General features: G+C 58.5%; 23 protein-coding genes. 16 read left to right on the forward strand and 7 right to left on the reverse strand.

The features are described 5' to 3' along the window. Window positions 1-19 precede the first annotated feature (19 nt). Window positions 20-424 (forward strand): hypothetical protein, encoded by a 405-nt coding sequence (locus tag C7964_RS10080; protein WP_286163889.1) that lies wholly within the window; start codon window positions 20-22, stop codon window positions 422-424. Here the strand turns inward: C7964_RS10080 and C7964_RS10085 are convergent. Continuing rightward, window positions 421-2,580, reverse strand: a complete 2,160-nt coding sequence (locus tag C7964_RS10085) for a transglycosylase domain-containing protein (RefSeq protein ID WP_110279556.1) — start codon at window positions 2,578-2,580, stop codon at window positions 421-423. The genes C7964_RS10080 and C7964_RS10085 overlap by 4 nt on opposite strands. A gap of 279 nt (window positions 2,581-2,859) precedes the next feature. Between C7964_RS10085 and C7964_RS10090 the strand changes: the two genes are divergently transcribed. The 5 genes from C7964_RS10090 to C7964_RS10110 all read left to right on the forward strand — a co-directional run bounded on the left by C7964_RS10090 (window position 2,860) and on the right by C7964_RS10110 (window position 7,630). Continuing rightward, complete coding sequence (locus C7964_RS10090; RefSeq protein WP_055297178.1) at window positions 2,860-3,198, forward strand: P-II family nitrogen regulator; 339 nt, start codon at window positions 2,860-2,862, stop codon at window positions 3,196-3,198. Window positions 3,199-3,220: 22 nt separating this feature from the next. Beyond that, window positions 3,221-4,528 carry an ammonium transporter AmtB gene (locus tag C7964_RS10095; RefSeq protein ID WP_110279557.1) on the forward strand — a complete coding sequence of 436 codons (1,308 nt, stop codon included), beginning with the start codon at window positions 3,221-3,223 and terminating at the stop codon, window positions 4,526-4,528. Window positions 4,529-4,763: 235 nt separating this feature from the next. Further along, entirely contained in the window at window positions 4,764-5,765 is a 1,002-nt protein-coding gene (dgcN, locus tag C7964_RS10100) for an N-acetyltransferase DgcN (RefSeq protein ID WP_110279558.1), read from the forward strand. A 42-nt stretch (window positions 5,766-5,807) separates the two neighbouring features. After that, window positions 5,808-6,767 carry an N-acetyl-D-Glu racemase DgcA gene (gene dgcA / locus C7964_RS10105; RefSeq protein ID WP_110279559.1) on the forward strand — a complete coding sequence of 320 codons (960 nt, stop codon included), beginning with the start codon at window positions 5,808-5,810 and terminating at the stop codon, window positions 6,765-6,767. Continuing rightward, on the forward strand, window positions 6,764-7,630 hold the full coding sequence (locus C7964_RS10110) for a D-amino-acid transaminase (protein ID WP_110279560.1): 867 nt from the start codon (window positions 6,764-6,766) through the stop codon (window positions 7,628-7,630). The genes dgcA and C7964_RS10110 overlap by 4 nt, the downstream gene beginning before the upstream one ends. A gap of 273 nt (window positions 7,631-7,903) precedes the next feature. On the opposite strand, the gene C7964_RS10115 is transcribed toward C7964_RS10110, so the two are convergent. The 3 genes from C7964_RS10115 to C7964_RS10125 are packed head-to-tail and all read right to left on the reverse strand — an operon-like array spanning window position 7,904 to window position 9,403. After that, window positions 7,904-8,350 (reverse strand): tellurite resistance TerB family protein, encoded by a 447-nt coding sequence (locus C7964_RS10115; protein WP_110279561.1) that lies wholly within the window; start codon window positions 8,348-8,350, stop codon window positions 7,904-7,906. Between the two features lie 9 nt (window positions 8,351-8,359). Next, window positions 8,360-8,653 (reverse strand): DUF1244 domain-containing protein, encoded by a 294-nt coding sequence (locus C7964_RS10120; protein WP_110279562.1) that lies wholly within the window; start codon window positions 8,651-8,653, stop codon window positions 8,360-8,362. Between the two features lie 12 nt (window positions 8,654-8,665). After that, on the reverse strand, window positions 8,666-9,403 hold the full coding sequence (locus C7964_RS10125) for an N-formylglutamate amidohydrolase (RefSeq protein ID WP_110279563.1): 738 nt from the start codon (window positions 9,401-9,403) through the stop codon (window positions 8,666-8,668). A gap of 117 nt (window positions 9,404-9,520) precedes the next feature. On the opposite strand from C7964_RS10125, the gene pyk reads away from it, so the two are divergent. From pyk to rplT, 4 genes are all read left to right on the forward strand, one after another. Next, window positions 9,521-10,966 carry a pyruvate kinase gene (pyk, locus tag C7964_RS10130; protein WP_110279564.1) on the forward strand — a complete coding sequence of 482 codons (1,446 nt, stop codon included), beginning with the start codon at window positions 9,521-9,523 and terminating at the stop codon, window positions 10,964-10,966. 28 nt (window positions 10,967-10,994) lie between these two features. Then, on the forward strand, window positions 10,995-11,222 hold the full coding sequence (locus tag C7964_RS10135) for a hypothetical protein (RefSeq protein WP_110279565.1): 228 nt from the start codon (window positions 10,995-10,997) through the stop codon (window positions 11,220-11,222). A 152-nt stretch (window positions 11,223-11,374) separates the two neighbouring features. After that, window positions 11,375-11,575 carry a 50S ribosomal protein L35 gene (rpmI, locus tag C7964_RS10140; RefSeq protein WP_055297198.1) on the forward strand — a complete coding sequence of 67 codons (201 nt, stop codon included), beginning with the start codon at window positions 11,375-11,377 and terminating at the stop codon, window positions 11,573-11,575. A 17-nt stretch (window positions 11,576-11,592) separates the two neighbouring features. Then, entirely contained in the window at window positions 11,593-11,955 is a 363-nt protein-coding gene (rplT, locus tag C7964_RS10145) for a 50S ribosomal protein L20 (RefSeq protein ID WP_055297200.1), read from the forward strand. A gap of 193 nt (window positions 11,956-12,148) precedes the next feature. On the opposite strand, the gene C7964_RS10150 is transcribed toward rplT, so the two are convergent. Continuing rightward, window positions 12,149-13,567, reverse strand: coding sequence for an HD-GYP domain-containing protein (locus C7964_RS10150; RefSeq protein WP_220000172.1), 1,419 nt, complete (start codon window positions 13,565-13,567; stop codon window positions 12,149-12,151). A gap of 159 nt (window positions 13,568-13,726) precedes the next feature. Continuing rightward, the gene (locus C7964_RS19960) at window positions 13,727-14,530 is read right to left on the reverse strand and encodes a hypothetical protein (protein ID WP_181417154.1); all 804 of its coding nucleotides are present in this window, start codon (window positions 14,528-14,530) and stop codon (window positions 13,727-13,729) included. Window positions 14,531-14,576: 46 nt separating this feature from the next. Here C7964_RS19960 and pheS point away from each other — a divergent pair, with 46 nt between their 5' ends. The 6 genes from pheS (at window position 14,577) to C7964_RS10185 (ending at window position 19,988) form a co-directional block, all read left to right on the forward strand. Then, complete coding sequence (gene pheS, locus C7964_RS10160; protein WP_110279567.1) at window positions 14,577-15,650, forward strand: phenylalanine--tRNA ligase subunit alpha; 1,074 nt, start codon at window positions 14,577-14,579, stop codon at window positions 15,648-15,650. Next, window positions 15,647-16,147, forward strand: coding sequence for a hypothetical protein (locus C7964_RS10165; protein ID WP_110279568.1), 501 nt, complete (start codon window positions 15,647-15,649; stop codon window positions 16,145-16,147). The genes pheS and C7964_RS10165 overlap by 4 nt, the downstream gene beginning before the upstream one ends. A 219-nt stretch (window positions 16,148-16,366) precedes the next feature. Further along, window positions 16,367-16,795 carry an ASCH domain-containing protein gene (locus C7964_RS10170; protein WP_110279569.1) on the forward strand — a complete coding sequence of 143 codons (429 nt, stop codon included), beginning with the start codon at window positions 16,367-16,369 and terminating at the stop codon, window positions 16,793-16,795. After that, entirely contained in the window at window positions 16,796-16,999 is a 204-nt protein-coding gene (locus C7964_RS10175) for a phenylalanyl-tRNA synthetase subunit beta (RefSeq protein ID WP_110279570.1), read from the forward strand. It abuts the gene before it with no gap. A gap of 92 nt (window positions 17,000-17,091) precedes the next feature. Continuing rightward, window positions 17,092-19,488 (forward strand): phenylalanine--tRNA ligase subunit beta, encoded by a 2,397-nt coding sequence (gene pheT / locus C7964_RS10180; RefSeq protein ID WP_110279571.1) that lies wholly within the window; start codon window positions 17,092-17,094, stop codon window positions 19,486-19,488. Window positions 19,489-19,538: 50 nt separating this feature from the next. After that, window positions 19,539-19,988, forward strand: coding sequence for a YtoQ family protein (locus C7964_RS10185; RefSeq protein ID WP_110279572.1), 450 nt, complete (start codon window positions 19,539-19,541; stop codon window positions 19,986-19,988). A gap of 18 nt (window positions 19,989-20,006) precedes the next feature. Here the strand turns inward: C7964_RS10185 and C7964_RS10190 are convergent, their stop codons facing one another. Next, the gene (locus tag C7964_RS10190; protein ID WP_110279573.1) at window positions 20,007-20,702 is read right to left on the reverse strand and encodes a glutathione S-transferase family protein; all 696 of its coding nucleotides are present in this window, start codon (window positions 20,700-20,702) and stop codon (window positions 20,007-20,009) included. Window positions 20,703-20,718 lie beyond the last annotated feature (16 nt).

Here is a 20,718-nt window from a genome sequence, read left to right on the forward strand (position 1 = left end):
CTTTGGGCAAGATCGAAGATTGAAACAGCGGCCGGAATTGCGCAATGATGCAACTCTGATGCGATTGAGTTTGACCGATATCTCTTTTGGGCTGGCTTTTCTGCCTGCTGCCCTTTGGGCCAGCCCCTATGATGGCGTCTACAAGCAGACGGCGAATGCGGAATGTGCGCTGGTCGGTGTGGATGGCGGATCGCTCAAGATCGAAGAAAATATCTTCTACGGCGTCGAGGTCGAGTGTCATATGATCAACCCTGTCGAGGTCGAGGATATGAACGCCACGATCTACGAGATGCAATGCTCGGGCGAGGGCGAGGCATGGACCGAGCGCGCGATGTTGATGCCCGATGCGCAAGGCACCGGACTCTACATGATCTGGAGCGGCTATGCGTTCCGCTATGACCGGTGTGAGGCCCCCGTCCGCTAGTTCGTTCCGGTCAGGATACTGTCGAGCAGGTTCAGGATATCCTGCGCCGGTGCTTCGCCGCCCTGGCTTTCAAGTACACCTGTTGCAAAGGGCCGTTGCGGAATACTCATCGGCAGGGGCGTGGGTTGCTGGCCGCTCAGGACGCGCTGCATCGTTTCGCGCCATATCGTGGCAGGCAGGCCGCCGCCCGTTACGCCGGTCAGACGCCGGTTGTCATCGTAACCCATCCAGACGCCGGTGACGTAATCGCCGGTAAAACCGATAAACCATGCGTCACGTGATCCTTGGGTCGTGCCGGTCTTGGCTGCGATCTGCCAGCCGTCAATGCGCGCACGCGTTCCGGTGCCTTCCTCGACAACCTTTGTCATCATCCATGTCAGTTGGCGCGCGGCCTCTTGGCGGATGATCCTTTCGCCGATGCCTGCGTCCTGCGCGTCCATAAGCGGGGTATCATCGCCCATGAAGCGCAACTCTGTCAGGCCATAAGGTGTCACCGCGGACCCACCATTGAGAATACCCGCAAACGCACCTGTCATATCCAGCAGCGTGCTTTCCGAAACGCCAAGCGCCAAGGCGGGACCCGCAGCCAGATCGCCCTCGATCCCGAAACCGGCGGCAACATTGCGCACCAGTTCGCGGCCGACTTCTTCGGACAGCACGATCGCAGGAATGTTGCGGCTGGTAGCCAGCGCGTCCACCATCGTGACCGGCCCCAAGAATTCACGATCATAGTTTTCGGGGCACCAGTTGGGCGAGCCGCGCCGCTGCCAGCACGTCGGCGCATCGTCGATCATGTCATAGGGCGACATGCCCAGATCAAGCGCGGCAGCATAGATGAAGGGCTTAAAGGCCGAGCCGGTTTGCCGCAGAGCTTGTGTTGCGCGGTTGAACGCGCCTGTTGCACTGATGTTGCGACCGCCCACCATGGCGCGAACGGCGCCATCGGCCGACATCACGACAATTGCAGCCTGCGCCTCGGACCCTTCGCGCACCTCGTTTTCAAACACCTGCAACAGCGCCTCTTCAGCGGCGGTCTGAATGCGCTGGTCAAGTGTCGTGCGGATGATCACATCCTCTGTCGTGTTGCGGGTAAAGAACTCCGGTCCGCTATCCATCACCCAATCGGCAAAGAACCCGCCAGAGCTGGCGCGGGCTGCATCAGAAAGTGTCGCAGGGTTCAGGCGGGCATTGCGCGCCTGTTCCGCCGTCAGATAGTCCTGATCTTCCATCAGGCCGATCACGACCGATGCGCGATCTTGGGCACGTTGCAGGTTGCGGGTGGGGGCATTGGCTGAAGGCGCTGTCAGCAATCCGGCCAGCATCGCGGCCTGTGCGGGGTTTACCTCGGCTGCGGAAATCCCGAAATAGCGCTGGGCTGCGGCCTCAAACCCGCGGCTGCCCGCACCCAGATAGGCGCGGTTCAGATAGATCGTGAGGATTTCTTCCTTGGTGTATTTGATTTCCATCCCGACCGAGAACACCGCCTCGCGCGCCTTGCGCCAAAGCGATGACTGGCGGCAATCGGCCTCATAGGCGCGCTCGCTCTCCCAGACCGCTGGGTCAAACGGTACGCCGAGACACAACAGTTTGGCAGTTTGCTGTGTGATCGTGGACCCCCCGTTGCCGGAAAGCGGGCCGCGCCCTTCGCGCAGGTTGATCCGCACGGCCGAGGCGATACCACGGGGCGAAATCCCGAAGTGGCGGTAGAATCGTTTGTCTTCGGTCGCGACAACAGCATTGTGCAAATAGGGCGACACGGTTTCAGCTGTGACCATCCCGCCAAACTGGTCGCCGCGCCACGCGAAAACACTGCCCGACACATCTGTCATCGTGACAGATCCGCGTGTGCGACCGTCGATCAGCTCTGAAACATCCGGCAGTTGCGACGCGAAATAAAGCGAAAAGCCCCCGATGATCAGACCCGTGACAAGACCCACCCGCCAAGACAGGGCCCAGATCAGGCGGATCATCCAGCGAAACGGTGCGAGGATCCAGCCGATCACGCCGCGCGGCTTGGCTCGCTTGGGCACTGCCTTGCGCCGGGCCGCCGGTTTTGCGGGCTTCTTGCTCTGTCCCGTGGCCTTCTTGGCCGCAGGTTTTGCTGTATAGCGTTTGTCGGCCACCAAAGGGGGCCGCTTTCTGCCGTTTCCACTCATGATCCGCTCGATTGACTGCTTTGGGGTCTGATTTTTGCGCACTATAGCCCGCCCGCCTGAGAATGTAGAGCGCGGATGAGTCGGCGCATGAGCCTTTTTATGCCGCCTAAAATTTAGGCTAAGCGCCCAATTTGTGCAAAAAATGTGCAAAGTGGTGCGTTAACCCCCTGTTCAGCAGTGCGCGAAATCTTGTCGCCGGGGTGATGGCGGGCTCTTTGTCTCCCTGCAAGCGGGCGCTGCCGAAATTGGGCCTGCAGTAGTATTTGCAAGGGGAAGAACGTGAAACTCATCATTGCAACAATCAAACCGTTCAAGCTCGAGGAGGTCCGCGAGGCGCTGACCACCGTTGGCGTGCGCGGCATGATGGTGTCTGAAATCAAGGGCTTCGGCTCACAATCCGGTCACACTGAGATCTACCGCGGCGCAGAATATGCGGTGAACTTCGTGCCAAAGGTCAAGCTCGAGATCGTCGTGCAGGACAGCATGGCCGAGCAGGTCGTGTCCACCATCGCAACCACCGCCAAGACCGAGAAGATCGGCGACGGCAAGATCTTCGTACTCGACGTTGAAAGTGCGCTGCGCGTGCGGACCGGCGAGACCAATGATGACGCGCTTTAATCGCGGAACGAGGGACAAAACTATGAAACTGACGAAATATCTTTCAGTTGGCGCAGCCTTGACGCTGCTTCCGACTTTCGCGCTGGCGCAGGATGCCGCGCCGAGCTTTGATGAGATCGGCCCGTACATCATGACCACATTGCTGTTCCTTGTGGGCGGCTTTCTGGTGTTCTGGATGGCGGCAGGCTTTGCCATGCTGGAGGCTGGCCTCGTGCGTTCCAAGAACGTCGCGATGCAGCTGACCAAGAACATCGCGCTCTTCTCGATCGCAGCCATCATGTACTGGCTGGTGGGCTTCAATCTGATGTATCCGGGTGATTTCAACGGCTACTTCGCGCTGAACTTTGTACCAACCGTGCTTGAGCCGGTGGGCCTTTCCGCGTCTGACGCCGCTTTGGATTACGCATCCGTTGCTTCAGACTTCTTCTTCCAGTTGATGTTCGTTGCGGCGACCGCGTCGATCGTATCGGGTGCATTGGCCGAGCGTATCAAGCTGTGGCCGTTCCTGATCTTCGTCGTGATCCTGACAGGTCTGATGTACCCGATTTCAGGTTCCTGGCAGTGGGGCGGCGGCTGGTTGTCCGAACTGGGCTTCTCCGACTTCGCCGGTTCCACAATCGTACACTCTGTCGGTGGCTGGGCTGCTCTGGCCGGTGCATTGATCCTTGGCCCGCGTCTGGGCAAGTACAAGGACGGCAAAACCGTGCCAATGCCGGGTTCCAACCTCGCTCTTGCGACACTGGGTACATTCATCCTATGGCTGGGCTGGTTCGGCTTTAACGGTGGTTCGCAGTTGGCTGCGGGTACTGTTGGCGACATCACAGACGTTGGCCGCATCTTTGCGAACACCAACATGGCGGCTTCCGCCGGTGCGGTGACTGCGCTGATCCTGACGCAGATCCTGTACAAGAAGGTCGACCTCACGATGGTTCTGAACGGCGCGCTTGCCGGTCTGGTCTCCATCACAGCCGAGCCTCTGGCACCATCGCTCTTCGGTGCTTTGCTGACCGGTGCTGTTGGTGGTGTGATTGTGGTCTTCACTGTGCCAATGCTCGACAAGTTCAAGATCGATGACGTTGTCGGTGCGATCCCTGTCCACCTCTTCGCAGGTATCTGGGGTACGCTGGCTGTTGCCTTCTACACAGGTAACTGGGGTGCGCAGATCACAGGTATCATCGCCTACGGTGTCTTCACCTTCGTCATCTCGCTGGTCGTATGGACAATCCTCAAAGGGGTCATGGGTATCCGTGTCACCGAAGAGGCCGAGATCAACGGGTTGGACATGGCTGAGCTGGGTATGGAAGCCTATCCTGACTTCTCGAAAGGCTAATGCCCTCCCATTAGCTTTCCAGAGCCCGGGCGTTCGCGCCCGGGCTTTTTTGTTGGGGCGGTGGATATCCTATCCACCTTACGGAACTGATCCGTCATTTCTTCGAAGAAAGGTATATTTTACGCAAGAAATTGCCATGATTGCCGTTCTAGACGTCCTATTCAGCGATGCAATTGCGCTGTGATGCGCGATATCTTCCACACAACACGAAACCCCAGTTATCCGGAGCCTTTCCATGATCCAGACCCCCTATCTTTTGTTCCTCGGCGATGCCCCAGATCAATTGGCCGCGAAAGTGGCCCAAGGGATCAAGGACTGGCGTCCCGAGAACGCCCTTGGCCAACTCCGGATGCCCGGTTGCGGGGCGGATCTCGGGATCCCCGATATGACTTTGGAGGAAGCTCAGGCGGCCGGTGTCAAAACCTTGGTGATCGGCGTGGCCAACCGTGGTGGCTATATCTCCAAGGCCTGGAAAGAGGTTTTGGTGACCGCACTGCGCATGGGGTTTGATATTGCGTCGGGCCTGCATAACCTGCTGCGGGATGAGGACGAGTTGATGGCTGCGGCCCGTGTGAGCGGCCGGACGCTCTTTGATGTGCGTATTCCGTCCGTCGCCTATCCGATTGCGAACGGCAAGAAACGTACCGGCAAGCGCTGCCTTGCGATTGGCACGGATTGTTCGGTCGGCAAAATGTATACCGGCCTTGCGATGGATGCCGAGATGCAAAAGCGTGGCATGAAATCCACCTTCCGCCCTACAGGGCAGACGGGCATCCTGATTACCGGCGGGGGCGTGCCGCTGGATGCTGTGATTGCGGATTTCATGGCGGGTGCTGTGGAATATCTGACCCCTGACAATGATCCCGATCATTGGGACCACATTGAAGGGCAGGGCAGCCTGTTCCATGTCTCATACTCAGGTGTGACAATGGCCCTGATCCACGGCGGCCAGCCCGATGCCCTGGTGCTTGCCCATGAGCCCACCCGCACCCACATGCGCGGGTTGCCGGATTACGCCTTGCCCAGCCTTGAAACCCTACGCGACACCGCGCTGCCCATCGCGCGCGTGGCAAACCCCGCCTGTCAGATTGTGGGCGTGTCGATTAACACCCAGCACCTGTCCGAGGATGAGGCGCTTTCCTACATGGCCGAGGTCGAAAAGCGCATGGGTCTGCCGACCGTTGACACCTACCGGCAGGGGGCTGCCCGCTTGGTGGATGCGCTGGCAGAACTTTGATGCCTCCGGCGGGAGTATTTTGGGCAAGATGATGAGGGTATCATGAAAGTCAGTGTGACGCGCGATGTGTTCCAACTGGCGGAGGTCTTTACGATCAGTCGTGGGTCACGGACCGAGGCACAGGTCCTGACGGTTTCGGTTGAAGGTGATGGCGCGCGCGGCATGGGTGAATGCGTTCCTTATGCGCGCTATGGCGAAACGCTGGAAAGTGTGACCGCACAGATTGAGGGTTTCACGGGTGCTTGGCCCGATTTGCCTGATGCCTTGCCTGCGGGGGCTGCGCGCAACGCGCTTGATTGCGCGTTCTGGGATCATGCGGCAAAGCGTGCGGGCAAGCGGGTCTGGGACCTGTTGGGTGTGCCCGTGCCAAGCCCGGAGATAACGGCCTATACCCTTTCGCTTGACACGCCCGAGGCGATGGAACGGCAAGCTGCCAAACACGCGGCCCGCCCCTTGCTTAAAATCAAGCTTGGCACGCCGGACGATATGGCGCGTCTTGAAGCGGTCCGCCGGGGGGCGCCGGATGCGGATATTATCGTTGACGCGAACGAGGGCTGGACGGCGGAGGTCTATGCCGATCTCGCGCCGCATCTGATCCGCCTTGGCGTGAAAATGGTGGAACAACCGTTGCCTGCAGGGGCGGATGACATGTTGGCTGAAATCGCACGCCCCTTGCCCGTTTGCGCCGATGAAAGCTGCCATGACCGTGCCAGCCTGCCTGCGCTGCGGGGCAAATACGACATGGTGAATATCAAGCTGGATAAAACCGGAGGCCTGACCGAGGCGCTGGCGCTGAAACGCCAGGCACAGGCCGAGGGCTATGAGGTGATGGTTGGCTGCATGGTCGGATCGTCACTTGCGATGGCGCCCGCCACGATCCTTGCGCAGGGTGTGGCATTCACCGACCTTGACGGGCCGCTGTTATTGGCCGAAGACCGTGATGAACCTTTGAAATTCGATCACTTGGGCGTGCACCCGCCCGCCACAGCACTTTGGGGATGACCATGCGGACAGTCTATGTCAACGGCACGTATCTGCCGGAAAACGAAGCGAAAGTCTCGATCTTTGATCGCGGATTTCTGATGGCGGACGGGGTGTATGAAGTCACCTCGGTGCTGGACGGCAAGCTGATCGATTTCGCAGGCCATGCCAAGCGGCTGGAACGGTCACTGAACGAGCTAGATATGCCGCACCCCGAGGTTCTGCCGCATCTTCTGGAGGTCCACCGCGAGTTGGTGCGCCTGAACGGCATTGAAGAGGGTATGATTTATCTGCAGATCACCCGTGGTGCCCCTGAAGACCGCGATTTTGTCTTCCCCGATCCGGAGACTACAAAGCCAACGGTGGTGCTGTTCACCCAGAACAAACCCGGTCTGGCCAATAGCCCTGCGGCGAAAAAAGGCATCAAGGTCATCTCGATCGAAGACCAGCGCTGGGCACGCCGCGACATCAAAACCGTGCAACTGCTGTTCCCGTCGATGGGCAAGATGATGGCCAAGGCCGCCGGTGTCGATGATGCGTGGATGGTCGAGGACGGGGCCGTGACCGAAGGTACCTCGAATAACGCCTATATCATCAAGAACAACACGATCATCACCCGGCATCTGGGCAATGAAATCCTGCACGGGATCACGCGTGCTGCCGTGCTACGCTTTGCGCGTGAGGCACAGATGAAGGTCGAGGAACGCAGCTTTACGATTGCCGAAGCGCAGGACGCGGATGAGGCGTTTATCACATCCGCCAGCACCTTTGTGATGCCTGTGGTCGAGGTGGATGGCGTACCCGTCGGGTCCGGTACACCGGGACCTGTGGCGACGCGGTTGCGCGAGATTTATCTTGAGGAAAGCCGTAAGGTGGCTGTGTAGTTCCGGCCAGATCGGGGCCGAATGCGGGCCACTGCCTAAAGCATCTTTGCAACGAATAAAATCGCCAGGGTCATGATCGGCAAAAGGATCAGTCCGGAAGTCATCAGGCACCCGCGCGGGAGTTCGAATCCTTGCACGTTGCCGGATGTCTGTTTGTGCTTTGGCATATCTATCTCTTGCATGTGCCTGCTTCTTTCTGTGTGGTCTCGCCGGGCATGAACATGCCACAAATGGCATGGCTAAAAAAGAAGCGCGTCACAGGCAGGGCGCGGCCTACGCCCCTGCCTGCGCTTGTGCCTGCAACTCTTTCGCGCGCTCGGGGCCTACGCCAAACACGGCTTCGATCTGGTGCAGCACCTCGTCTTCTTCTGCGTGCATGATCCCGTCAGCATAGACAACCTGCCAAAGCGCCAGCAGCGTCGCTTCCTTTTCCGTGGTACCGATAGCGGTCTCTAGGATTGCAGCAATATCCGTGGTCTGTGGGATTTTGCGTTCCAAAAGTTCGCATTCCGCACGCATTTTGGCGGCGGCGACCGGATTGATGCCGTGACGCTGGGCCAGAATCTTGTCGATCATCGCGATTTCTTCGACCAGATAGGTGTGATCTGCCTTTGCCGCACGCACCAGTAACGCGCCCATAGCGTGGCTTGCGTCGGCCTCGGGCAACGGCGTGTGATAGCCGGTGGGATTGCCAAAGAATGCGGTGAGGCGTTCAAGCATGATGGGCTCCTATCCGTGGCTGTCCTTGAAGGCTTCTTTGGCCTCGGCGCTTGCTTCGGTCTGATAGTTTGCTTTCCACTCGGCCATCGTCATCCCGTAGAATGCTTCGCGGCCTTCGTCCTTGGTCATGGGGATTCCGCGTTCGTTGGCGGCTTCCTGATACCAGCGCGCCAGACAATTCCTGCAGAAACCTGCCAAATTCATCATGTCGATGTTTTGCGCGTCGGTGCGGTCTTCCATCAGGTGCTTTTGCAACCTGCGAAAGGCGGCAGCTTCGATCTCGATACGGGTCTGGTCGTCCATGGTCTTGTCCTCTCACAGGCCTGATTGAGCCAATACTTGTGTTAATATAGGGGCCAGCCGGTTTGCCCAAAGGGTTTGTCCCGCTTCATCCGCGATCAGGTCCTGACGTAGCTCAATCAACACATTCGGGCGGCCATGCTGCAAGGCATGCCTGTCTACGGCATCTCCGGGCAGGTGGCCAGCATAGGGTTGGTTGTCGCCAGTACACCACCCTGCCGCGCGGCAGGCAGCCATGAAGGGCGTCGCAAGCCGTGCGTCATCGGCATAAAGCACGCCAATCTCCCAAGGGCGCGGATGCCGCCCTTGCAAGCGCGGCGTGAAACTATGTACGGCACAGATCACCGGATTATCCATCTTGTTGGCCAAGTCCGCATAGGCGGCATGATAAGGCCGATAGAGCCGCTGCAGGCGTTCTTCTTTTTCGGCGTCATCGGCGTTGCGGTTGCCCGGAATAATCGTGCCATCATAGAGGCGCATCATGATCGTGGGATCGTCCTCGCCGCGGTTCGGGTCACAGACCAGTCGCGAAAAGCGTGACAGAATGGCGGGGCTGTCCAAAGCTTCAGCCAATTTGCGTGTCACACCTGCCGCGCCGATATCATAGGCGATATGGCGCTGCATATCTGCCTCAGGCAGGCCCAGATCGCCACCATGCACCCAATCGGGGAGGGTATTTGTGGCGTGATCGCAGGCAATTAGCCAGCGCCCGGGGCGGTTCTCACCAATGATTTCGTAAGGGTCATGTGTCATAGCGGTGTCATTCCTTTGACACAGGATTTAGGCTAGTTGAAGCAGGAATGGAATTGCGCAATAAGGGCGCAACCCAATCTGTTACCGCTAACGGTAGCGATGTACGAAGGAATGACTATGAGACGCCACCGCAATGTGAAAATCGTCGCAACACTTGGCCCCGCTTCCAATGATTACGAGATGATCCGCGCCCTGCACGAGGCCGGTGCCGATGTGTTCCGCCTGAATATGTCACACGGGGATCATGAAGAGATCAGAGCACGCCACGCGATTATCCGGCAGGTGGAAAAGGACCTCGACAGCCCGATTTCAATTCTTGCGGATTTGCAGGGGCCGAAACTGCGGGTTGGTGTGTTCGCCAATGGCGAAGAAGAACTGGTGCCGGGTGCGGGTTTCCGCCTTGATCTGGATGATGCCGAAGGTGATGCAACGCGGGTCAAGCTGCCCCACAAAGAGATTTTCGACGCGCTTGAACCGGGCGCGCATCTGCTGGTCAACGACGGTAAGATCAAACTGCGGGTCAAGGATTGCGGCGCCACTTTCGCCAATTGCGAAGTGATCGTGGGTGGCACCATTTCCAACCGCAAAGGCGTGAACGTGCCTGACGTGATTCTGCCGCTGGCAGCGCTGTCGGAAAAAGACCGCAAAGATCTGGAATTCGTGTGTGAGCTTGGCGTGGACTGGCTGGCACTCTCGTTCGTTCAGCGCCCCGCAGACGTGGAAGAGGCGCGCGAGCTGGCCAAAGGCCGTGCGGCGATCCTGTCGAAAATCGAAAAGCCCAACGCGGTGAAGGTTTTTGACAGCATTCTGGCGGTCTCTGACGGGATCATGGTCGCACGTGGCGATCTGGGTGTTGAACTGCCGGTGCAGAACGTGCCACCGATCCAGAAGCAGCTGGTGCGCAAATGCCGTGCGGCTGCCAAGCCCGTCATCGTGGCGACGCAGATGCTCGAATCCATGATCGACAGCCCGATGCCGACCCGCGCAGAGGTGTCTGACGTGGCTACCGCGATCTATGAAGGCGCGGACGCGATCATGTTGTCGGCGGAATCCGCTGCGGGTTCTTACCCGATCGAAGCCGTCACCACGATGAGCAACGTCGCAGCCGAGGTCGAAGCTGACCCGACCTACACCGAAATCATTGAGGCGTCGCGCAAATCCGAAGGCAAGACAGTGGCTGACGGGATCGTGTCCGCGGCCCGAGAGATTGCTGAGACAACCGATGTCAAAGCGATCTGCTGTTTCTCGCAATCAGGGCGCACAGCGCTTCTGGTGTCGCGCGAACGCCCGCGTGTGCCCATCATTGCGCTGACCAATCACATCACAACCGCGCGGCGGCTTTGCTTGTCGTGGGGCACGAACTGTGTGCTCTCCGGCCATGTGGACCGGTTTAAGGACGCGGTGATTGCCGCGGTCCGTGCCGCAAAGGCCCAGAACCTTGCGGGTGAGGACGATATGATCGTCGTCACCGCAGGTGTGCCCTTCAATACCCCTGGGTCTACAAATATCCTGCGCGTTGCCCCTTGTGCTGAGCGTTTGATTTACGCAGTAGAACAAGAGTAACATTGCGTATCAATATCGGCAGGGCACCATGGATTATGATCTTATCTTTGTGATCGGTTTGACGATGGTCGCCTTTGCAATCCCCTCGGCTGTCAGCGCCTATTCCGATTGGCGCTGGCCCAAAACGGCCCTTGCCTTGCTGGTGATCGGGGCGGGAAGCATGGCTTATGCTGCCCAGGAAAACCCCGGCGCCTATGCACTGGATACTATTGACGATGTGATCGTCCGTGTCGTGGCGTCGGTGATCGGCAGCTAAAGCCACGCTTTGCCTTGCACCACAGGCCAAAACGCGAAACACCTCTTGCAATAACCCGACCCCTGTCGTATCAGCCGCGCCTGAGCCCGCGCGTCCGGCCAAGATGGCATGCCGAGTCGCGCGATTAGACCGAACCTTTGAAGGAGACGGAAATGCCGAAGATGAAAACGAAATCGAGCTGCAAAAAGCGGTTCAAAGTTACGGCTTCTGGCCGTGTTGTGGCGGGCCAGGCTGGCAAGCGCCACGGCATGATCAAGCGCACGAACAAATTCCTCCGCAACGCTCGTGGGACAACCACATTGAGCAAGCAAGACGAGGGTATCATCAAGCCGATGATGCCTTACGCACGTTAATTAGAGGGAATTGAGATATGCGCGTTAAAGGTGGAACCGTCACGCACCGTCGTCACAAAAAAGTACTCGACGCTGCCAAAGGTTATTATGATCGCCGCTCCAAGACCTTCAAGGTCGCGGCACAAGCGGTCGACAAAGCCAACCAATATGCAACCCGTGACCGTCACAACCGCAAGCGCAACTTCCGCGCTTTGTGGATCCAGCGGATCAACGCAGGTGTGCGCTCGGTTGACGAGACACTGAACTATTCCAAGTTCATCAACGGCCTGACACTGGCTGGCATCGAAGTGGACCGTAAGGTTCTTGCTGATCTGGCCGTGAACGAGCCTGAGGCATTTGCCGCTGTTGTTGGCAAAGCCAAGGATGCGCTGGCTGCTTAAGCCCCGCACCTGACATGAAAAGAAAGGCCGCACAGGAAACTGGGCGGCCTTTTGCGTTTGGGAGGTTGGCGGATCATGTGAATGTGTCTGCAATACCACGGGCGCGCAGGCTGCCCAAGTTCAGGCCACCCAATTGTCTGCTTGCGGCGCGAGCCGACCTGTCACCGATCCGCAGGCCGTTTGTCAGAAACTCTCAAACTCCATCGGGACTTGCCAGCTTAGCTAGCCCAGCATGCAGTGCAGCAAAGCAGGCCGGGTCAAAGGCAGATTCAACATCAGCGGCCATGATTTCCAGCGCTTTCGCGATCGGCATTGCGGCCCTGTAGGGCCTGTCCGCAGTGAGCGCATCAAAAACATCCGCAACGGCGAGTATGCGGGCCTCAAGACAAAGATCTTTACCCCCTAGTCCCTCAGGATAACCTTTCCCATCCATACGTTCATGGTGGGCTCCGGCAACAGGTGCAATATCGCGAAAGGCCTCGACCTTTTCGAGGATTGTCTGACTATACTTCGGATGCTGCCGGATGGTCGCCCATTCGGCGGCATCCGGACGCCCCGGTTTGTCGAGGATCTGATTACTGACAGCCAGTTTTCCAAGATCATGCAAAAGCGCCGCACGCCGCAGCCAGCGCCGGTGATCCGCCGAAAGCCCGAGTTCTTCGGCGATCATGTCGGTATAGAGGGTGACCCGGTTGGAATGGTCGGCCGTAAAGGGCGATTTGGCATCGACGACGTCGGAAAAGGCCGAGGCGATGTCGTCGAGATAATCCTCGTCGACAGCTTGGGCCGTTTCGCTTGGGTCGAGTGAGAAAACAAGTTCCTCCAGACACGGATCATTCAAGCGGCTCCAAAAGTCAGGTGCTGCACTCGCCTCTTTGAAGGCTGCGACCAAAGCCGGATCAAACCAGCCGCCGGCGCGTCCTTCGATTTCGGCCATTGCGGCTTCTGGTCCCTGCGCCGAATGGAAAATGTCGACGACCTGCGCCATCAAAGCAATGTTTGAAATACGCGGTAAATCATCGCCCGAGAGGCCCAGTGGTTTGCCGCCGCCACCCCAATGCTCGTCAAGTGATCGGATGCCCTCTTGGACGGCATCCGAAAACCGCATCTTTGCGGCAATATCAGCACCACGGTTGCAACGCGTTTCAATCAGTTCACGGCTGATTTCGCCACCATTGCGCAGGATATTGACGGTTGCGCGTAGCCTTTCACTTAGGCCGGCGCCAAGCCCTGTCTTGGTGAAAACAAAGCGCAATGCGGCAGTCAGGCTGCCGTCAATCATCTTGAAATCACGTTTGAAGGTGATGTCATCTGCAACGTAGAGTTCACAAATCCGTGCCGCGTTGCTGCTGCACCCAAGATCTTTCAACAAAAGGGTGAAATACAGGTCCTCATAGGCTTGCCCGGTCATCCCGAGGGCATTGCCAATGCGCGTCCCGATCCAGCAACAGCGAATACAGTGCCCCGGCGGCTGACCTTCCGTCATATCCAGCGCATAGCTCATCGCACCAAGTAGCGAACCCAGTCGCAAGGCGCGCGGTGACAGGTGCGGACATGCTGCCGCATAGAGGCTTTCTGCGACAATGACGGGGGCTGCGGAGTGAATAAACATGCACGCGTCTTACGACAGCAAAGTTAAGAGGAGCTTAGGTGCCGCGTCACGGGAGGCCGCCCAATCGCTGCCCTCAACCGGTCTTGCTTCTGTTTGCAAGGTCACAATTAGAGGCAAATTTTCAATATTCTGTCTTAATTGGAACAAAGCCTGAGGTGATTAGCGAACAAATTGAAAAGCCGTGTGCCGCGCCGTTTGCGTATCTCGTGCGTGTTTAGAAGGAATGATGCAGTGTTTGATATATTCGGGGGTAAGAATTTTCTGTCGCAGTGCGCCCAAACCCAAAGACCGACCGGTGCTCGCACAATTTTCAAGAAATTCCGGCAAGATGAGAATGGTACGGTTACTGTGGATTTTGTGGTCATCACAGCGATCGCAGCTATTCTCGGGATCGGTGCGTCTCAGGCTGTCTGGAACGGGACCAGAGAGTTTGCGATGGATGTTGTGGCGGCTCTGGGTGATACACAACCACCTGCTATAGGTGGTAGCGGCGGGAGCACCGGCGACAGTGGCAGCAATGGCAACACCGGAGGCGGTGATAGCAGCGGCAACACTGGCAGCAGCGGCAACACTGGCAGCGGCGGCAACGGCAACACTGGCGGCAACGGCAACACTGGCAGCAGCGGCAATACTGGCAGCGGCAGCGGTAGCACTGGCAACGGCGGTTCCGGCAATAATGGCAACGGCAACAACGGCAATAGCGGTAACAGCAACCACGGTAACGGCAACGGTAACAACGGCAACGGCAACGGCAACGGCAATAATGGCGGTAGCAACAACACCGGCAATGGCAATAATGGTGGCGGCAACAATACCAGCTCTGGGAATAGCAATAGCAATAGCAATAGCAACGGCAACGGCAACGGCAACGGCAGAGGTAACCGGTGACGTGATGGCGCGCACTTCATTGCCCGTTCCGTTGGCAGGACTGCCGCGCCAAGGCTGAACGCTTCTTGCAACCATGGCGCCATTTCGCTAACTCCGCGGTGACGATTGCAAGAGGTGCGGCATGGACGATCTGAAACAAAAATACCTTAGCTTGATTGCCGATGCCGCCGATGAGGCCGCCATCGAAGACCTGCGCGTGCAGGCCGTGGGCAAAAAGGGCGAGATCAGTTTGCAGATGCGTGAGCTGGGCAAAATGACGCCCGAGGAACGCCAGACCGCAGGCCCCGCGCTCAATGCGCTAAAGGATGAGATCAATTCCGCACTGGCGGCCAAGAAAATGGCGCTGGCCGATGCCGCCCTTGATGCCCGCCTGCGCGACGAATGGCTGGATGTGACCCTGCCTGCGCGTCAGACGCGCCAAGGCACCATCCACCCCATCAGCCAGGTGACCGAAGAAGTGACTGCGATCTTCGCAGATATGGGGTTCCGCGTCGCCGAAGGCCCGCAGATCGAAAGCGACTGGTACAACTTCGACGCCCTCAACATCCCCGGCCACCACCCCGCACGCGCCGAGATGGACACGTTTTATACCCATCGCGCGCCGGGCGATAACCGCCCGCCGCATGTGCTGCGCACGCACACCAGCCCTGTGCAAATCCGCTCGATGGAGGCCACAGGCGCGCCGACCCGCATCATCTGCCCCGGTCGCGTGTACCGCGCCGATTACGACCAGACACACACCCCGATGTTCCATCAGGTCGAAGGGCTGGCGATCGACAAAGACATCTCGATGGCGAACCTGAAATGGGTGCTTGAGGAGTTCGTGAAGGCTTATTTCGAGGTCGACCACGTCGACATCCGCTTCCGCGCGTCCCACTTCCCCTTCACCGAGCCATCGGCCGAGGTCGATATCCGCTGTTCATGGGAAGGCGGCACGCTCAAGGTGGGCGAGGGCGACGATTGGCTGGAGATTCTGGGCTCCGGCATGGTCCATCCCAAGGTGCTTGAGGCTGGCGGGATTGATCCGGCCGAATGGCAAGGCTTTGCCTTCGGCATGGGCATCGACCGGATCGCGATGCTGAAATACGGCATCCCCGATCTGCGGGCGTTCTTTGACAGCGATCTGCGGTGGCTGCGGCACTACGGGTTCAGCGCGCTGGATGTGCCGACGTTGCATGGTGGGTTGAGTCGGTGACTTCCAGTGATATCTTTGAAGGTATTACGGCAGTTTCTCAGTTGGGCAGTACCATAGTCTTGGGCTTAGCTACTTGGGTTGCATTTGTCCAACTGAGCGCGTGGAAGAATGAACGGCGTCTACAAATCTATGCGAACAAGACCAAGTGCTACTCGGACTTTGTTTCTTCGCTGGCAAGTTATTTTGACTATATTTGTGCAAACGGCGACATGGCCTGTTCGCAAAGGCAGCGCTTCTTTGAAGATCACAACAAACTGGCCATAGTTGGATCACCGGAGGTGCTAGAGAGGGCGTTCCTCCATGCTAAAGCAAATTTGGAACACGCGAGAGCAATTCACAAGAAAGAGGACTTCTCCAAGGAAGAAATGGGTAATTTAGATTCCGAATCTGACAGGACGCAGAGGGAACTACTGATCGCCATGAGAAATGAAATCTATGGCAAATCATCAGACAACGTTCATGCGATTGACGCGATGTTCAGGGAATACAACCAATAGAGTTGCGACACTCCGAAGCCGTGTTCTTCTAACGAGCATTACATGATTGCGCTCGGTTCGCCGGGCAGCGCCCGAGCCGGGGCGCCGCCCGTTTGAACCTAAAAAGGTCCACTGGACATTTTCCAAGACGGTTCAAACCCCCGAGGTCCGGACACTCCCCTAACGTTCCGCGTCAAACCAATGTAGGGTGGGTGAAACCCACGCGCACAAAGGCACCCCATGACCAACGACACCGAAGACCTCCAAGACACATACCCCGGCGCAGGCACCTTCAAATTCGGCGATAGCGCGGCCTTGTGCCAGCACCTCATCGCCCTTGTCCGCCAAGGTAAGAAGACCGCCACCTGCGGCGCTTTGGCCGATTTCGACGGTGAGCCCGAGGCGATGCCCGTCGTCGGCCGCTGCGATATCGCCGCGAACTGGGACGGCACGCCCGCATTGGTCATCCGCACCACGAAAGTCGAAGAAATCCGCTATTGCGACGTGACCGAAGAGATGGCGCTGGCAGAGGGCGAGAACGACACGCTGCTGGGCTGGCGCAAGGATCACAAAGCCTATTTCAAGCGTAACGGCGGGTTTGACCCCGAAATGATGCTGGTGTTCGAGCATTTCGAACTGGTCGAGGACCTCGCAGGGCGCGAATTGTAGATGCGGCTCTACGTCATCTTCTTGATCACGCTGATCATCGGCGGCCACATCGCGATGTGGACCTCGGACATGCCGCGCGATCTGGCGCTGCGGTTGACGCTGATCAACGCGGCTGGCTGGGGCGTGATCCTGATCCCTGCATGGCTGGTGTCCAAATGGGCTGCGGCACATCAGCGTCGCAGCGGTCCGCAGTCCCGGACCTGATCCGGGACCTCACCGCTGCGTATCGCCCCCTTTCCCATTGCGGCGTAATCCGCTAATCCCGTCGCAACAGATTTAACCCGCAGGACGGACCCATGAAATTCACGCTTTCCTGGCTGAAACACCACCTTGAAACCGACGCCTCTGTTGCGGACATCGCCTATGCGCTGACCGATCTGGGGCTTGAGGTGGAAGGCATCGAAAACCCCATCGACAAGCTGGCGGATTTCACCATCGGCAAGGTGGTTTCGGCGGAAAAGCACCCCGATGCCGACAAACTTCAGGTTTGTCAGGTCGAAACGGCAGATGGCCCGACCCAGATCATTTGTGGCGCACCCAACGCACGCGCAGGCATCACCGTCGTGATCGCCAGCCCCGGCACCTATGTCCCCGGCATCGACACGACGATCGGCGTGGGCAAAATCCGCGGGATCGAAAGCCATGGCATGATGTGTTCCGAGCGCGAGATGGAACTCTCCGAAGAACATGACGGTATCATCGAACTGCCCTCGGGCGAGGTGGGTCAGCGGTTCACCGACTGGCTGGCCGAGAACAGTCCTGAAAAAGTCGACCCTGTGATTGAAATCGCGATCACGCCAAACCGCCCTGATGCCCTTGGCGTCCGTGGCATCGCCCGCGATCTGGCGGCGCGCGGCATCGGCAAACTGCTTCCCCTATCGGTTGATCCTGTGCCCGCGTCCTTCAAGGCCGATCTTGGCGTGAGTATTGCCGAGGATACATCGGATGGCTGCCCCGTCTTCTGTGGCCGCCTGATCAAAGGTGTCAAGAACGGCCCCAGCCCAGACTGGCTGCAAGCGCAACTGCGCGCCATCGGTCTGCGCCCCATCAGTTTCCTTGTCGATGTAACCAACTGGTTCACCTACGACCTGAACCGCCCGCTGCACGTCTTTGACGCCGACAAGGTGCAGGGCAACCTGCGCGTCCATCGCGCCAAAGGGGGCGAGACGCTAACAGCACTTGATGACAAGGAATACACACTGCAGGCAGGCCAGATGGTGATTTCCGATGACAACGGCCCCGAAAGCATCGCGGGGATCATGGGCGGGCTCGAAACAGGCTGCACGGAAGACACTGTAAACGTCTTCGTCGAAAGCGCCTATTGGGATCCCGTCCAGATTGCCTACACGGGTCGTGCGCTCAAGATCAACTCGGACGCGCGGTATCGGTTTGAACGTGGTGTTGACCCTGCGTTCACGCCAGAGGGTCTTGAACACGCGGTGCGGATGATCGTCGACCATGCGGGTGGCGAGGTGTCCGAAGTGATCCAGGCAGGTGCTGTGCCCGATACGTCGCGCGCCTACAAGCTTGACGCCAAGCGCGTGATCTCGCTGGTGGGCATGGATATTTCGGAATCCACCCAGCGCTGCACTTTGACCGACCTTGGTTTTGTCATGGACGGCAATATGGCCCATGTGCCCTCGTGGCGTCCCGATGTGCAGGGCGAGGCGGATCTGGTCGAAGAGGTTGCGCGGATTGCGTCCTTGACGAAACTCAAAGGCAAGCCTTTGCCGCGCATTGACGCGGGCGTACCCAAGCCGATCCTGACAGCCGGTCAGATGCGCCAGCAGGCGGCACGCCGGACCGCGGCAGCGCTGGGGTACAACGAATGTGTGACCTACAGCTTTATTGATGCCGAGGCGGCCAAGCTCTTTGGCGGCGGTGATGACGCGACCATGCTGGAGAACCCGATCAGTTCCGAGATGTCGCATATGCGGCCCGCGTTGCTGCCCGGGCTTTTGCGTGCCGCAGCGCGCAATCAGGCAAGGGGGTTCATGGACATGGCCCTATTCGAGGTCGGTGCAGGTTTCCACGGCGGCGAGCCGGGTGAGCAGCATATGTTGGTCTCGGGTGTCCTGATCGGGCGGACAGGGCCCAAGGATGTGCATGGCACGTCGCGGCCTGTTGATGTCTATGATGCCAAGGCCGATGCCGAGGCGATCCTTGCGGCAATCGGCGCGCCTGCGAAGGTGCAGATCCTGCGCGGTGCGCCCGATTGGTGGCACCCCGGACGGCATGGCAAGATTTGCCTCGGTCCGAAGAAGGTGCTGGGTATCTTTGGCGAACTGCACCCGCGTGTGCTGCGCGAGATGGATATCAAAGGGCCGGCAGTGGCCTTCACCATTTGGCCGGACGAAGTGCCGGTGCCCAAGAACAAGACCGCCACGCGCGCAGCTTTGGTGGCGACGGATTTGCAGGCGGTTGAGCGCGACTTTGCCTTTGTGGTAGATGCGCAGGTCGAGGCGCTGACGCTGGTCAACGCCGCTGCGGGTGCGGACAAGACCCTGATCACCGATGTGCGCGTGTTTGACGAATTCATTGGCGGGTCGCTGGGTGAGGGCAAGAAATCCTTGGCTGTGACCGTGCGTTTGCAGCCGACCGAAGCGACGTTGAAGGACGCCGATATCGAGGCGGTCAGCGCCAAGATCGTCGAGAAAGTGACGAAAGCCACAGGAGGTGTCCTGCGCGGATGATTCTGCGCCGCGCCCACGGCCTGTAAGAAACGAAACGAAGGAGCCCCAATATGACCCTGAAGATTTATCTATCCGGCGAAATCCACACCGACTGGCGCGAGCAGATCATCACCGGTGCAGCGGGGCTTGATGTGGCGTTTGACGGGCCGGTGACGGACCATGATGCATCGGATGATTGCGGTGTCGCAATCATGGGTGCGGAAGAGAAAAAGTTCTGGCACGACAACAAGGGTGCCAACCTCAATGCGATCCGCACGCGGCACGGGCTTCAGAATGCCGATATCGTGGTTGTGCGCTTTGGCGAGAAATACAAACAGTGGAACGCAGCCTTTGATGCAGGCTATGCGGCGGCCCTTGGCAAGTCGCTGATCGTGATGCACGGGCCAGAGCACCAGCACCCGCTGAAGGAAGTCGACGCCGCGGCCCTTGCCGTTGTGGAAGAGCCGCAGCAGGTGGTGGATATCCTCGCCTACGTTTTGAACGGGACATTGCCGGGGTAAGGTGGATTTCAATCCACCTTACGGGCGGGGCGGTATGTTCATCGCCTTCTCCACCGCAGGCCGTTCGAAAAACCGCGCAACATAGGCCGGCACGTTTTTCAGATCGTCATAGCCGACCTCGTCTTTGGTGCCGTAAAACCCCAGCGCATTGACCCAAGGTGCAATCGCCATATCCGCGATGGAATAATCGCCCGCGATCCAGTCTTTGCCTGCCAGTTCCTTGTCGAGGACGGCCAACAGACGGATGGCTTCATCGCGGTAGCGCTCGCGCGGGCGCGGGTCTTCAATCTGTGCGCCTGCGAATTTGTAAAAGAACCCCATCTGGCCAAACATCGGCCCGAGTCCACCCATCTGAAACATCAGCCACTGGGTGATTTTGTGCTTGTCTGCCGTTGTCGCGCCGATGAATTTGCCGGATTTCTCGGCCAGATAGAGTAGGATCGCACCGCTTTCGAACAGTCCAATCGCCCCGTCAGGCCCATTCGGATCAATGATCGCGGGAATTTTGTTGTTCGGGTTCAGCGACAGAAAGGCATCGCTTTTCACGTCTGCGTCGCTGAGTGTGACAAGGTGCGGTTCATAGGCCAGTTCCATTTCCTCAAGTGCGATGGAGACTTTGACGCCGTTGGGTGTGGGGAACGAATATAGCTGGATCACGGACGGGTCCCTGGCGGGCCAGCGTTGCGTGATCGGAAAATCCGTTAAATCGGCCATGTGTCGTGGTCCTTCT

It is taken from the genome of Loktanella sp. PT4BL, assembly GCF_003201935.1.
GTDB lineage: Bacteria > Pseudomonadota > Alphaproteobacteria > Rhodobacterales > Rhodobacteraceae > Yoonia.

Bases quoted from the DNA above. Each gene is read 5' to 3' on its own strand.
- C7964_RS10085 (WP_110279556.1), bottom strand. From the start codon at position 2,580: ATGAGTGGAAACGGCAGAAAGCGGCCCCCTTTGGTGGCCGACAAACGC.
- C7964_RS10095 (WP_110279557.1), top strand. From the start codon at position 3,221: ATGAAACTGACGAAATATCTTTCAGTTGGCGCAGCCTTGACGCTGCTT.
- dgcN (WP_110279558.1), top strand. From the start codon at position 4,764: ATGATCCAGACCCCCTATCTTTTGTTCCTCGGCGATGCCCCAGATCAA.
- dgcA (WP_110279559.1), top strand. From the start codon at position 5,808: ATGAAAGTCAGTGTGACGCGCGATGTGTTCCAACTGGCGGAGGTCTTT.
- C7964_RS10110 (WP_110279560.1), top strand. From the start codon at position 6,764: ATGACCATGCGGACAGTCTATGTCAACGGCACGTATCTGCCGGAAAAC.
- C7964_RS10115 (WP_110279561.1), bottom strand. From the start codon at position 8,350: ATGCTTGAACGCCTCACCGCATTCTTTGGCAATCCCACCGGCTATCAC.
- C7964_RS10120 (WP_110279562.1), bottom strand. From the start codon at position 8,653: ATGGACGACCAGACCCGTATCGAGATCGAAGCTGCCGCCTTTCGCAGG.
- C7964_RS10125 (WP_110279563.1), bottom strand. From the start codon at position 9,403: ATGACACATGACCCTTACGAAATCATTGGTGAGAACCGCCCCGGGCGC.
- pyk (WP_110279564.1), top strand. From the start codon at position 9,521: ATGAGACGCCACCGCAATGTGAAAATCGTCGCAACACTTGGCCCCGCT.
- C7964_RS10135 (WP_110279565.1), top strand. From the start codon at position 10,995: ATGGATTATGATCTTATCTTTGTGATCGGTTTGACGATGGTCGCCTTT.
- rpmI (WP_055297198.1), top strand. From the start codon at position 11,375: ATGCCGAAGATGAAAACGAAATCGAGCTGCAAAAAGCGGTTCAAAGTT.
- rplT (WP_055297200.1), top strand. From the start codon at position 11,593: ATGCGCGTTAAAGGTGGAACCGTCACGCACCGTCGTCACAAAAAAGTA.
- C7964_RS10150 (WP_220000172.1), bottom strand. From the start codon at position 13,567: ATGTTTATTCACTCCGCAGCCCCCGTCATTGTCGCAGAAAGCCTCTAT.
- C7964_RS19960 (WP_181417154.1), bottom strand. From the start codon at position 14,530: ATGGTTGCAAGAAGCGTTCAGCCTTGGCGCGGCAGTCCTGCCAACGGA.
- pheS (WP_110279567.1), top strand. From the start codon at position 14,577: ATGGACGATCTGAAACAAAAATACCTTAGCTTGATTGCCGATGCCGCC.
- C7964_RS10170 (WP_110279569.1), top strand. From the start codon at position 16,367: ATGACCAACGACACCGAAGACCTCCAAGACACATACCCCGGCGCAGGC.
- C7964_RS10175 (WP_110279570.1), top strand. From the start codon at position 16,796: ATGCGGCTCTACGTCATCTTCTTGATCACGCTGATCATCGGCGGCCAC.
- pheT (WP_110279571.1), top strand. From the start codon at position 17,092: ATGAAATTCACGCTTTCCTGGCTGAAACACCACCTTGAAACCGACGCC.
- C7964_RS10185 (WP_110279572.1), top strand. From the start codon at position 19,539: ATGACCCTGAAGATTTATCTATCCGGCGAAATCCACACCGACTGGCGC.
- C7964_RS10190 (WP_110279573.1), bottom strand. From the start codon at position 20,702: ATGGCCGATTTAACGGATTTTCCGATCACGCAACGCTGGCCCGCCAGG.